Raw genomic sequence first — 13,151 nt, 5'->3', positions numbered from 1 at the left:
TGCTTTCTTTTCAAGCAATTCCGTGGCTTCTCTCTAAAAAATTAGCAGATCAATCTGTTTTTAAGGCCCCTTATTAGAAATATTCAAGATGGCTAATCAAAATAATAGAGCGAACTATGAGTTCTCGTCCAGATAACTGTCGACATCCAGATGCTTGATGGTTTTACAGTATTGATGCTCATGTTTCAGCAGTTGGATATATAACTCGGCATAGTGATTTAATTGCTGTTTTAGTTCGGCATGCTGAGGATGATTGTTTGAACAAAAACGTAATTTTAGTCGAAGCATACAGGTCTGTTTATAAGCCCAGAAGCAGATTCTACGTAATTGTTGCAACTGATAATGTTCAGTATTTTGGCTGTTTTCCCGGAACAAGTTTTCCCGATAAAAACGGATAAAGCCAAAGCTGACTCCAAAAAAGAATAAACTCCACATCAGCAGGCTACTTTGTACAAAAAACAGATTTAAGGTTTGTAGTATAATCACCACAGCCATCTTGATTGGGGTATGGCGTAATAACTGATATAGCGAATAAGAAGAATGCTGAACCTGTTGCAGAATTAAGGTGAGACTCAACATCAGGAACAACAGTATCGCCAAAATGGCATAACTTTGCGCCTGAAATTCGCTCACTTGCACAAAAGATTGCTTTATGACGTCACCGAACATCAAACTGACGGGAATAAAAATCATGGCCGCCAAGACCCAGGGAATCAAAAGCTTGGCTTTATCCCAGATCCCACGGATTTTGATCTGGCTATAGAACAGGTAATTGCCTTTAAATGCAGTCGGATACTGTTGTTGAAGTTGCTGCAGCAACAAAGTCACTTGGGTAGTGGGCATCATCCAGAGATTGATTCAGAAATAGACACAGGCACTATAGTCGATTTGACGCAGAATCACAGGACAAATCCATTTTCAGCGCTTATCATTGCTTTAATCACGAAGATTTTAGTTTTTTAGCCACGAATTATGCGAAAATAGCCGATTCAAGATTTATTTTTTTAAGGACAGTTTATGACTGATCAATCTCCTGAGGCGTTAAGCGACATCGAAATTTTAGACATCCTGCAAAGCATGAAAAAGGATGAACTAAATACTGAGGCGAAAGAAGTGATTCGTCAGGGTGGTAAAGCTGGTCGTCAGGAAGCGCATAAAGAAGCGTTAGTGGCATTGAATCAGTCATTTGAAGACAAATTTGTCGAAGCGGTATCTTTGGCTTTGGGCCTGAATACGGCACAAATCAAAAAAATCCGTTATAAAAAAGACCGCGTCCGTATTTTAAAAGCGCGCGGAATCGACTATATGGCGATTGATGGCGCTGAAACGGCACAAGTGCTGTCCCAGATTGCACAAGCGATTCTGCGTGAAGATGCGATTGTTACCCATGACCTGCATAATATTTTTCCATTCTGGAAAGAAGGCTGGCCTATGGTGCAGTTCGACAATGCTTACAAGATTCTAGAAGATGATATCCAGATTCACTATCAAGCTGTTTTAGATGCATTGTTAACAAAGATCTAAGCACCTCAATAGATGTAAAAAAGCACCGTTAGGTGCTTTTTTATGATTGAATTTACTGGTTTGAATAAAACAAACTTAAAATAAAACTGATAGGAACGATAAATAGTCGTCCCCATAAAATCAAAGGTATGGCCAAATACTGTCCCCAACTCATGGTTCGGTCATAATGGCCACGGTGACGCTGGTAACCATAAGGGGTAATGATGCAAGCAAAAATCAATAAAATGATCGCTAAAAACAAGAACAGCGGATTTTGTTGTTGAGCAAAAAAGAAATAGATTAAATACAGTCCTGAATAAAAACTAAAACAAGCCAATAGCGCAGAAATGGACATCACTCTATCCTTATGATTTTTATTTTAAAATAGAAGAAGAATCAGATTATTCTGATTCTTCCTGAATTAATGGATTGATTTCAATGATCCGAGTCACCAGCAACTGGTCAATCTTGAAATGATCGACATCGACGACTTCAAATTTATAACCGGCATGAATGACGGTATCGGCAGGACGCGGAATTTTACGCAGCTTGAACATCATAAAACCAGCCAGTGTTTCGTAATTTTCCTCATCTGGCATTGAGTCGATTTCAAGCGCATGTTTCATGTCTTCAATTGGCGTGCTGCCTTCAATCAACCAGGAATTATTGTCACGCTTAATAATTTGCTGATCGGCTTCAATTGGTGTCACCCAGTCGCCCATCACGGTAATCATAATGTCGGAGAGGGTAATCACCCCAACTACCAGCGCATATTCATTAATGACGACGGCAAATTTTTCCTTGGTCGAGCGAAAACGGTCCAGAACTTCCGATAAAGTTAAAGTATCCGGAATGGTCAGGACATTACGGATGGTATTTTCATTTAACTGTAGCAGCGACTGGTTATTCAGAATCCGCACCAGAATATCTTTGGCATCGACATAACCAATCACACTGTCGATGTCATTGCTACACACCAGAAACTTGGAATAGGGATATTCCGCCAGCTTTTGCCGAATACTTTCTTCTGGTTCATTTAGGGTAAAGAACACCACATTCTCACGGGTAGTCATACTCGAAGGTACATTACGCTCTTCCAGCTCGAATACATTTTCAATGAAATGATGTTCCTGTTTTTGCAGTACGCCAGCCTGTGCACCTGCATCCATCACTGCGGAAATATCATCAAAGGTAATATTATCATCACGAATGGTATTTACTTTAAACAGACGGAACAGCATGTTGGCAATAACATTAATGAGCCAGGCCAAAGGCTTACAGACTTTAATGAAAATCTGAATGGGTTCAATGACCGAGACTGCGATCTTTTCTGGCGCAATCATGGCCAGACGTTTCGGCATCAAGTCTGCAAATAGAATAAATAAAGAAGTGACGACAGTAAAGGAAAGTGCAAAGCTAATATTTTCAGCCCAAGGACCCTGGTAAAAGCGGGAAACAAAATTAAAAATATAAGGACGGAAGGCTCCTTCACCTAAAATACCGCCAAGAATGGCGACTGCATTTAAACCGATTTGAGAGGCTGCAAAGAAGTCAGCAGAATTTTCTTGTAGATCTAAAACTTTTTGAGCGCGATGTTCACCCGATTCAGCCAGAATTTTCAGTTTGACTTTACGGGCACCTGCGAGGGCGATTTCTGTTAAAGATAAAAAACCGGCCCCCGCGATGAGTATTAAGATAATCACGATATTTTGTAAGAGGCTCACAAATCCACCTGTGGATGAATAGTATCTTGGGATATTTTTAACACAAAAAAAGGCTTGAGGTGTAAAAACTACCTCTCAAGCCTTCAAAGTATAATCTTAAAAAATAAGAATTTAGAAGAATTTGAGTTTAATAGTGTGAAAATTGAGAATTATTGCTCAGGAATTCACGATTTTCTTCCTCAATCATTTGACGCGCAACATACAAAATCAGCTGACGTAACCAGCGATGTGCAGGGTGATGATGCAATAGAGGGCACCATGCCATTTTGAGTTCAAATTCGGGAATATAAAATGGTGGATCTTTCAGAATTAAATTATGATTCTTGGCTTGCAGGCGTGCGATCCGTGAAGGCAGGGTTGCCACCAGATCGACATTGGAGGCCAATAAACCTGGCATTTGATAATGACGGGTAAAGACCGAGATTTTACGTTTCTGGCCAATACGTTCCAAAGCCTGATCGATCCAGCCTAAACCGGCCTGTTTCTCCGGGTTGACCCCAAAGCCGACACCCATACCGGTTTTAGAGACCCAGATATGCTGTGCATCCAGATAGCTTTTTAAGTTCAGGTTGGTTGCAGCGGGGTGTTTATTGTTTAATAAACAGGAAAAACTGTCACGCCAGACCAGAACCTGATGAAAACTTTGCGGTATTTCATTAAAACGGTTAATCGCCAGATCAACTTTGCCTTGTTCCATGTCGCGATAAGACACATCACTCGGGGTTAGAAAGTCCAAGACCACGTTCGGTGCTTCTGAACGTAAGGCTTTGACCAGCCGAGGAACCAGTGTCGCTTCGGCATAATCCGAGGTCATAATCCGGAAGACACGATTTGACGTATAAGGACGGAACTCGGTACGCGGTTCCAGAATCATGGACAAGTCAGCCAGCGCATCCCGGATACGTGGCTGTAACTCAAGTGCACGTTCTGTGGGTGTCATGCCTTCAGAAGAACGGATCAGGAGAGGATCATTAAATAAATTGCGTAATCGGCGTAAAATATTACTCATGGCAGGCTGGGTAACGCCCAATTGTTCGGCTGCACGGGTGACATTTTTTTCGCGAAGAAGTACATCAAGATAAATTAATAGATTGAGATCGACCCGCTCCAGATTCATAAAAGAAATACCGAGAATAAATACAAGAAATTATGCTGATTATGCCATAACTGCCGGGCTTTGTGTAAAGCGCCGATGAAAAAAAAGCCATGATAAAGCAGATAAAATCTAGGGAATTTATGCAGGTTTAAGCTGAATAATTAACGATTTTATTCGACTGAGTAGAAGCACGGGCTAAGCAAAGATTCAGTATTTTCATGTATGCAGATCAACAGCTCCATAACCAAGCTTTAAACTTTAAAAATACAGGTGTGAGTGCGTGAATAATTGCGTGAAAAGTATGCTATCTTGATAAATGCTTCAGCCTAAGAAATAATTCAAAATCATGATTATTTTTTAATAAAAGTGGATTTGAGCCAAGCCCAGACTTAAGTCTAATGAAGTATTTTTAAGCAGTATGAGTGAAAAACGATCAGTTTTATTTTAGTAAAATATAAAATAAAACAATATCTTATTTTAACATCACAGGATTATACTAAGACTTTCATCTACTCATTTTTTAAATAAATACTGAAGATTCTTGCAGACTATTGGATTAATTTTCATAAGCCCACTAATCTTTAGCTATCCCAACGGACCGGCGAAAATCTAAACAAGTTACTGAGGGTGTGATTTGAACGGTTCGTTGCAGAAAAATCCTAATATTATTACAGGAAAATATCATGACTACATACCAAACAGCGATTGATGCAATCCGCGAATTGAAAGCGAAATTCGGTAACACTTGGGCAGACATCAGTCCTGAAGATGCTGCGCGTATGCAAATCCAAAACCGTTTCAAAACTGGTTTAGACATTGCGAAATATACCGCGGCAATTATGCGTCGTGATATGGCTGCTTATGATGCAGACTCTAGCAAATACACTCAATCATTAGGTTGCTGGCATGGTTTCATCGCACAACAAAAAATGATTGCGAACAAAAAATACTTCGGTACGACTGAACGTCGCTACATTTACCTTTCTGGTTGGATGGTTGCAGCACTTCGTTCAGAATTTGGTCCACTTCCTGACCAATCTATGCACGAAAAAACTTCTGTTCCTGCATTGATCGAAGAAATCTACACATTCTTACGTCAAGCTGACGCGAAAGAATTGAACGACTTGTTCCGTGCACTTAAAAAAGCACAAGAAGCAGGCGACACTGCTAAAGCAGCTGAATTGACTTCACAAATCGACAATTTCCAAACTCACGTTGTGCCAATTATTGCGGACATTGATGCGGGTTTCGGTAACGAAGAAGCGACTTATCTTTTAGCTAAGAAAATGATCGAAGCGGGTGCATGTGCACTACAAATCGAAAACCAGGTGTCTGACGCGAAACAATGTGGTCACCAAGCTGGTAAAGTAACTGTGCCACACGAAGACTTCATCGCGAAAATCCACGCACTTCGCTATGCATTCCTTGAAATGGGTCTTGACGACGGTATCATCGTTGCACGTACTGACTCTGAAGGTGCTGACCTGACTCAAAAAATCCCAGTGGTTAAAGAGCCAGGCGACATCGCTTCTCAATATATCAGCTACTTGGAAACATCTGAAATTGATATCGCTGATGCACAAGAAGATGAAATCCTGATCAAACGTGATGGCAAACTTCACCGTCCTAAACGTCTTGCTTCTGGCTTGTACCAGTTCCGTGAAGGCACGCAAATTGACCGCGTTGTACTTGACTGTGTAACCAGCTTGCAAAATGGTGCGGATCTTCTTTGGATCGAAACTGCGACACCAAACGTTGCTGAAATCGCTCACATGGTAAACCGTGTGAAAGAAACAGTTCCAAATGCGAAACTTGTATACAACAACTCACCTTCATTCAACTGGACGCTTAACTTCCGTCAACAAGCGTATGACCGTTGGGTTGCTGAAGGTAAAGACGTTTCTGCTTACGACCGTGCTAAGTTAATGAGCGCTGAGTACGATGCAACTGAACTGGCTGCTGAAGCTGACGAAAAAGTTCGTACCTTCCAAGCAGATGCTGCGCGTGAAGCGGGTGTGTTCCATCACTTGATCACACTTCCGACTTACCACACAGCTGCACTTTCTACGCATGAACTTGCTCAAGGTTACTTCGGTTCTGAAGGCATGTTGGCTTATGTTGCTGGCGTACAACGTAAAGAAATCCGCGGCGGTATCGCATGTGTTAAACACCAGGCAATGGCTGGTTCTGACATCGGTGATGACCACAAAGAAATCTTCGCTGGTGACAATGCATTGAAAGCTGGTGATGACGCTAAAAACACAATGAACCAGTTCAGTGCTTAATCTGCTGAATTGATTCACCAAAAAACCCTGCATCTGCAGGGTTTTTTATTTGGAAAAATGCTATTAATAAATAGGAAATGGCAACCTCAAGAAAGTATTCAAGTGAGATCATCCATAATTTCTCCATGATTGGTTTTTATCACAGTTATTATGTGTTTAATTCTTGCATTCTACTGCTATGTCACTGAATATTTAGATATAGCTTGCTCGTATTTGGTCTAAATTCATCCCTCTTTAATTAAAAAGTGACTCGGACTTATGCTGTCTAAATTTTTTATCCACCGCCCGATCTTTGCTGGGGTATTGGCGATTGTCGTGATGGCGATTGGCCTGTTCGCAGTGATGAACCTGCCAGTGGAACGTTATCCGGACATTGCCCCGCCACGGATAACGGTGGCAGCAACCTATAGTGGCGCTTCTGCGGAAACTGTGGAAGAAAGCGTGACCCAGGTGCTGGAGCAGCAGATTAAAGGGATTGACCATTTACTGTATTTTAGTTCGAATAGTGATTCTTCAGGGCGCAGCCGGGTCAGCATCAGCTTTGAAAATGGTACCGACCCCGATACAGCACAGGTTCAGGTACAAAATGCGATTAATGGGGTATTGAACCGTTTACCGGAAGATGTCCAACGCCAGGGCGTTAACGTGTTTAAATCTCTCGGCGATACCCATATGGTGATCAGCCTGTATGATGAGTCCGGTCGCAGTAACAATATTGAACTTTCTGATTACTTGATGACACATCTGGAGCAGGACATTTCCCGGATTGAAGGCATTGGTGAAGTTGATGTTTTTGGTTCTCAATATGCGATGCGGATCTGGCTGGATCCAGGAAAACTCAAACAGTATAAGCTGATGCCAAGCGATGTTCGTGCCGCCATTGAAGCTCAGAATACTCAGGTGGCTGCGGGCGCGATTGGGGATTTGCCGGCAGTGGATGAACAATACCTGAATGCTAAAGTCACCTCGGGTTCCCGTCTAAAAACCGTTGAAGAATTCCAGAATATTATTGTCAAATCGGATCGTGCCGGTAGTTTTATTTATTTAAAAGATATTGCACGGGTCGAACTTGGTGCTGAAAGTTATCAGTCTTATAGCACCAATAATGGTTATCCTTCGGCAGGTCTTGGGATTTCTCTGGCCTCAGGTGCCAATGCCATTGCCACCTCAAACTTGATTAAAGCTGAAGTTGCCCGTATTTCCCAGCAATTGCCCGAAGGCTATAAAATTGCCTATCCACGAGACAATACGCCCTTTGTACAAGAGTCGATTAAAGAGGTGGTCAAAACCCTGATCGAAGCGATCATTCTGGTTATCATGGTGATGTTCATTTTCTTGCAGAACTGGCGTGCTACTTTGATTCCTACCGTAACGGTGCCGGTGGTGATTTTGGGAACCATGGCGGTGCTTTATGCACTGGGCATGAGTATCAATACCTTAACTTTATTCGCTTTGGTTCTGGCCATTGGTCTATTGGTTGATGATGCGATTGTGGTGGTAGAAAACGTGGAACGGCTGATGCATGAACAGCATTTGTCTGCCAAAGAGGCGGCGTTAGAGTCCATGCAGGAAATTAGTGGGGCATTGGTCGGAATTACCTTAGTTCTAACCGCAGTCTTTATTCCGATGGCGTTCTTTGGCGGTTCTACCGGGGTGATCTACCGACAGTTCTCCATCACTTTGGTTGCGGCCATGTCCTTATCCTTATTGGTGGCCTTGATTCTAACCCCAGCACTGTGTGCGCTCATTCTGAAACCGAATCCGAAACCGGCAAAATGGGCGGCATGGTTTAACCAGAAGCTGGATCATTTAAAGTATCGTTATCTGCATCTTTCCAAAGTCACGATTCAGCATCAGGTCATTTGTTTACTGCTTTTTGCCGGCTTGATCTGTGTCTTTGCACTGTTTTACCGTGCTTTGCCAACCAGTTTTTTGCCGAGTGAAGATCAGGGGATTTTAAGCCTGCAAATCAAAGTGCAGGAAGGTGCTCCGATGAAAAATACCATTCAGGTCGGAGAAGAGGTTCGTAAATATTTTCTGGATCAGGAACAGGCCAATGTCAGTCTGGTGATGATTCGTTATGGCCGCAATTTCTCGGGAACTGGCCAGAATCTGGCCACCGGTTTTGTGGCATTAAAACACTGGAATGAACGTTCCGGTCAGGACAATACCGCATCCGCGATTCGTGAACGGGCTTTGAAGCATTTTCAAAGTAACCCTAATGCACAAATCAATGTATCCATGCCAGCGTCAGTCAATGGTCTGGGACAAACCGATGGTCTGGATTTCTGGATTCGGGATATCAATGGTAATGGCCGGCAGTATCTGGAACAGCAATTTCAGGCACTGGAAGCTCAGGCTGGCAATTATGCAAGCTTTGAAAATCTGGGTAAACGTTCTAATCCTGAAAAAGCCGAACTACGCGTCAATATTGACCAAAAACAGGCCATGGCCAATGGTCTGACCCAAACGGCAATTAACAGCACCTTATCTAGCGCTTGGGGTGGCAGTTATATCAATGACTTTATTGATCGCGGCCGGATTAAACGGGTGATCATGCAGGGCGATGCCGAATTTCGTTCCAAGCCGGAAGATCTGGCACAATGGCATGTCCGCAATGACCAGAATCAAATGGTGCCTTTTAGTAACTTCTCGCAAGTGGACTGGAGTGGTGGTCCGGAAGTGGTCAACCGTTTCATGGGCTATACCGCACTACAGATGGAAGCAGATCGGGCTCAAGGCAGCAGCTCCGGTCAGGCCATGCAGGATGTAGAGGCGCTGATTGCTGAACAGGACGGTGTAGATGTGGTCTGGAGCGGTTTATCCTTTGAAGAAAAACAGTCCAATAATCAGGCCATCTGGCTGTATCTGATTTCGATAGGTTTTATTTTCCTGTGTCTGGCCGCATTGTATGAAAGCTGGAGTATTCCAACGGCGGTAATGTCAGCAATTCCTCTTGGTATTGGCGGCAATATTATTTTCAGTTATTTGGCTGGCTTCCCGAATGATATCTATTTCCAGATTGCCTTGCTGACCACCATTGGCTTGTCCTGTAAGAATGCCATTCTGATTGTGGAATTTGCTTCGCTGGCACAGCAACAGGGAAAATCGGTGGTGGAGGCAGCATTGGAAGGTGCTTCCCTGCGTCTGCGTCCGATCCTGATGACTTCCTTGGCTTTTGGCGCCGGGATTTTACCCCTGGTCTTTGCCACGGGAGCAGGTGCGGTAAGCCGTCAGGAAATTGGTGTCAGTGTATTCGGCGGCGTAATTTTCGGAACCGTGCTGGTGCTAATTTTTATTCCCTTTATGTATGTGATGATTCGAAGTTTAATGGCTAAAAAAGAACCGGTTGATTCATGATCGTGCGCTCAGAAAAACAATCAATAGCCTGACTCAATCCGGCTGTGATGATTTAGATGCACTGAGAGCAGGGGTAATGTTCGGAGGATGATGCTAAAATCCACGCCTTTGCGCTTATAACCATGGACTGCCTATGCCGAAAATTTCAGAAAAAATACAGCATATTCAACAACAGATCCGTTCTGAAAACCATGCTATGGCGATTGGCTTATTAAATGAGCTGAATGTCGCCGATCAGGCCAGTATTTTAAAAGGTTTGAAGTTAGAAGAACAGATCCGGATTTTTCAGGAACTCAAAGAACCGAGCCGGGTATTCGAGTTTATGCCACTCAGCCAACAAGTCAGTCTGGCTGAGCAATTACCGGTCGCACAGATTATTGCGATTTTAAATGCGCTCGATTCGGACAACTTTGTCGATGTTTATAAACGATGTTCTCCACAGCTGCAGCAGCAGCTCATGGCAAAATTGTCCGAAGCGAGTCGGCAAACCCTAAAAGATCTGGCGATTTATCCTGAAGGGACTGCTGGTGCGCTGATGAGCTCCAGTTTTGTTTCTTTGCATCAGGATCTGTCGATTCATGACGCTATCCAAATGTTGCGTGTGGTGGCCGCAGATCAGGAAACCCTGTATCTGATTTATATTGTTGATGAGCAGGACCAGCTGATCGGGGTAGTCTCTTTAAGGCAGATGATTCAGGCCAGTCCTGAAACCAGCATTGCCGAGATCATGCAAAGAGATGTGATTTACGCCAAGATTGGGGATGACCAAGAAGACGTCGCAAAAACTTTAACCTATTATGATTTTATGGCTTTGCCGATTGTCGATGAGCATAAAAAAATTCTTGGAATTGTCACTTATGATGATGCCATGGACATCATGGAAGCCGAAACCACCGAGGATATTTTAAAGTCAGGGGCGGTTGAGCCCTTAACTGAGTTAAGTTTAAAAACTGCGCCTATTTTTACATTGTACCAGAAACGCGTATCTTGGCTGGTGATTCTGGTCTTTGGCAGTCTATTGTCCGGCATTGGCATTGCACATTATGAAGAGACCATTGCCGCGCATATTGTTCTGGTTTTTTTTCTGCCATTGCTGGTGGGCAGTGGTGGTAATGCCGGCTCGCAGTCGGCGACCTTGATGGTGCGTGCTTTGGCCACTGGTGATGTAGAATTTAGAGACTGGTTTAGCCTGCTCAGCCGGGAAACCTTGGTGGCGTTGTGTCTGGGTGGCACCATGGCACTGGCTGTCTCGGTGTTGGGTTATGTCCGAGGGGATATCATGGTGGCTGTGGTTCTGGCGATCAGTATGCTCGGCATTGTGCTGATGGGCTGCCTGATCGGCATGAGTCTACCTTTTATTCTGAACAAGTTTAAGATGGATCCGGCCAGTGCCTCTGCACCTTTGGTGACCTCTATTTGTGATGCCACCGGTGTGATTATTTATCTATTTGTTGCTTCCAAATTATTGTTTTAATTCACAGATTGCTACAACTTTGGTCTCAAAATAATTTATGCTGATGAAAGTCAGCCCTATTTTTGGAATCACATATGCCTGAGCCTGGACAAAAAACAAAACTGAGTCAACAAGAGGTCATTCGTCTGGAACGTGATCTGGCCAAGTTTGCCAACATGATGGATTCAGTGGTACGTATTCCATTTACCAAGCAAGGGGTAGGGGCAGATGCTGCGCTGAGTACGATTCCGGTCGCTGGAGATATCGCCGGTTTTGTATTGACCTGTTATGCCATTCATAAGGCCAAACAGATTGGGGTGCCGAGTGCCAAGCTGAATCCGGTCATGAAACTGGCGGTGATGGATGCGGTGGTTGGATTTATTCCGGTGGCAGGCACCATTTTTGATATTTTTATTCGTCCCAGTCGCAAGGCGCTTGATGTGGTGCATGTTCATATTCGTGAAGAATATCAGATTCACAGTGATCGACATGTGGTACACCCTTTTTTGCATGAAAGCCTGGAACGCAAACAGCAGCAATCTGCATTTTGGCGCAATCCTGTAGTGGCCTGGATCTGGATTCATATCCCGGATATTTTAGGCGCCTTGTTCCTGATTCTATTTGTTTTTGCGATTGGGTGGGGTGCGATGGCGTTGTATCAGTGGATTAGCGCATAAAGGCCTATATAAATAATGAATAATTGAATCCAATAAAAAAGCCTGCAAGTGCAGGCTTTTTTCAATCAATGAATAGTATTACTTAAGCACAATCAAGCTGTTGTAGTGCAGCAACACGTTGTTCGATGCTTGGATGCGTCTGGAACAAGGCAGCAAGGCTAAAGCCTTCTTCTTTACCCGCAGAAATCGCAAATGCTTTCATTTCTTTCGGCATGGCATCTGGCATTTCAGACTCTGCCTGTAAGCGCAATAATGCTGAAATCATAGCCTGTTTACCTGCCAAGCGCGCACCTGCTTCATCGGCACGATACTCACGCTGACGGGAGAACCACATCACAATCGACGACGCCAGAATACCGAATACGATATCCAGTACGATGGTAATTACAAAATAGGCAATACCCGGTGCTTCACCTTCTTCACGACCAAAAACGTTACGGTCAATAAAATCACCCGCGACACGTGCGAAGAACATGACGAAGGCGTTCACAACACCCTGAATCAGTGCCAGAGTGACCATATCACCATTGGCGACGTGACCAATCTCATGCGCCAATACTGCACGAAGCTCGTCTTTGTTCATACGCTCAAGCAGACCAGTCGATACGGCTACTAAAGCATCGTTTTTATTCCAGCCAGTGGCAAAGGCATTGGATTGATAAGATGGGAAAATACCCACTTCCGGCATTTTAATGCCTGCACGCTGAGAAAGTTGTGCAACTTCATGGAGCAACCAGGCTTCAGCTTGGTTACGAGGTGCATTCGGGTCAATCAGTTCAGTACCCGTGGTCTTTTTCGCCATCCATTTAGACATGAACAGGGAAATCATTGAGCCAACCATACCGAACACGAAACAGATGACCAACAGGTTGCCTAGATTCAAGCCACCTGCGCCATGGTAACTACCGACACCGAAGAGTGACAAGATAATGCCAGCTACAACCAGTACCGCGAGGTTGGTTAGCAAGAACAAACCAATCCGCATCATTGAGAAATCCTCTTATTACAGAAAAATAATCTGATTATTGAATGTAAATCATTGAAATCAATATG

At 43.7% G+C, this 13,151-nt stretch carries 10 protein-coding genes; 5 read left to right on the top strand and 5 right to left on the bottom strand.

Features of this window, described 5'->3' with window-relative positions:
• Positions 1-114: 114 nt before the first annotated feature.
• Positions 115-843 carry a hypothetical protein gene (locus FTU95_RS08440; RefSeq protein WP_100534866.1) on the bottom strand — a complete coding sequence of 243 codons (729 nt, stop codon included), beginning with the start codon at positions 841-843 and terminating at the stop codon, positions 115-117.
• A 174-nt stretch (positions 844-1,017) separates the two neighbouring features.
• On the opposite strand from FTU95_RS08440, the gene FTU95_RS08435 reads away from it, so the two are divergent.
• On the top strand, positions 1,018-1,524 hold the full coding sequence (locus tag FTU95_RS08435; RefSeq protein WP_005097708.1) for a hypothetical protein: 507 nt from the start codon (positions 1,018-1,020) through the stop codon (positions 1,522-1,524).
• 52 nt (positions 1,525-1,576) lie between these two features.
• Here FTU95_RS08435 and FTU95_RS08430 read toward each other — a convergent pair whose 3' ends face one another.
• The 3 genes from FTU95_RS08430 to FTU95_RS08420 all read right to left on the bottom strand — a co-directional run bounded on the left by FTU95_RS08430 (position 1,577) and on the right by FTU95_RS08420 (position 4,344).
• Complete coding sequence (locus tag FTU95_RS08430) at positions 1,577-1,858, bottom strand: hypothetical protein (protein ID WP_005097706.1); 282 nt, start codon at positions 1,856-1,858, stop codon at positions 1,577-1,579.
• Between the two features lie 46 nt (positions 1,859-1,904).
• Positions 1,905-3,227 carry a hemolysin family protein gene (locus FTU95_RS08425; RefSeq protein WP_005097704.1) on the bottom strand — a complete coding sequence of 441 codons (1,323 nt, stop codon included), beginning with the start codon at positions 3,225-3,227 and terminating at the stop codon, positions 1,905-1,907.
• Between the two features lie 127 nt (positions 3,228-3,354).
• Positions 3,355-4,344, bottom strand: a complete 990-nt coding sequence (locus FTU95_RS08420; RefSeq protein ID WP_005097703.1) for a LysR family transcriptional regulator — start codon at positions 4,342-4,344, stop codon at positions 3,355-3,357.
• Positions 4,345-5,006: 662 nt separating this feature from the next.
• Between FTU95_RS08420 and FTU95_RS08415 the strand changes: the two genes are divergently transcribed.
• The 4 genes from FTU95_RS08415 to FTU95_RS08400 all read left to right on the top strand — a co-directional run bounded on the left by FTU95_RS08415 (position 5,007) and on the right by FTU95_RS08400 (position 12,098).
• Positions 5,007-6,608 (top strand): isocitrate lyase, encoded by a 1,602-nt coding sequence (locus FTU95_RS08415; protein WP_005169883.1) that lies wholly within the window; start codon positions 5,007-5,009, stop codon positions 6,606-6,608.
• Between the two features lie 258 nt (positions 6,609-6,866).
• Positions 6,867-9,968: a multidrug efflux RND transporter permease subunit gene (locus FTU95_RS08410; RefSeq protein ID WP_180078168.1), complete on the top strand. Its 3,102-nt coding sequence runs from the start codon at positions 6,867-6,869 to the stop codon at positions 9,966-9,968.
• A gap of 133 nt (positions 9,969-10,101) precedes the next feature.
• The gene (mgtE, locus tag FTU95_RS08405) at positions 10,102-11,442 is read left to right on the top strand and encodes a magnesium transporter (protein ID WP_005097697.1); all 1,341 of its coding nucleotides are present in this window, start codon (positions 10,102-10,104) and stop codon (positions 11,440-11,442) included.
• 74 nt (positions 11,443-11,516) lie between these two features.
• Complete coding sequence (locus tag FTU95_RS08400; RefSeq protein WP_005097695.1) at positions 11,517-12,098, top strand: DUF4112 domain-containing protein; 582 nt, start codon at positions 11,517-11,519, stop codon at positions 12,096-12,098.
• 82 nt (positions 12,099-12,180) lie between these two features.
• Here FTU95_RS08400 and htpX read toward each other — a convergent pair whose 3' ends face one another.
• Positions 12,181-13,086 carry a protease HtpX gene (gene htpX / locus FTU95_RS08395; protein ID WP_005097694.1) on the bottom strand — a complete coding sequence of 302 codons (906 nt, stop codon included), beginning with the start codon at positions 13,084-13,086 and terminating at the stop codon, positions 12,181-12,183.
• Positions 13,087-13,151 lie beyond the last annotated feature (65 nt).

This window comes from Acinetobacter sp. YH12208 (genome assembly GCF_013418055.1).
Taxonomy (GTDB): domain Bacteria; phylum Pseudomonadota; class Gammaproteobacteria; order Pseudomonadales; family Moraxellaceae; genus Acinetobacter; species Acinetobacter pseudolwoffii.
This window is presented reverse-complemented; position numbering and strand designations above follow the sequence as displayed.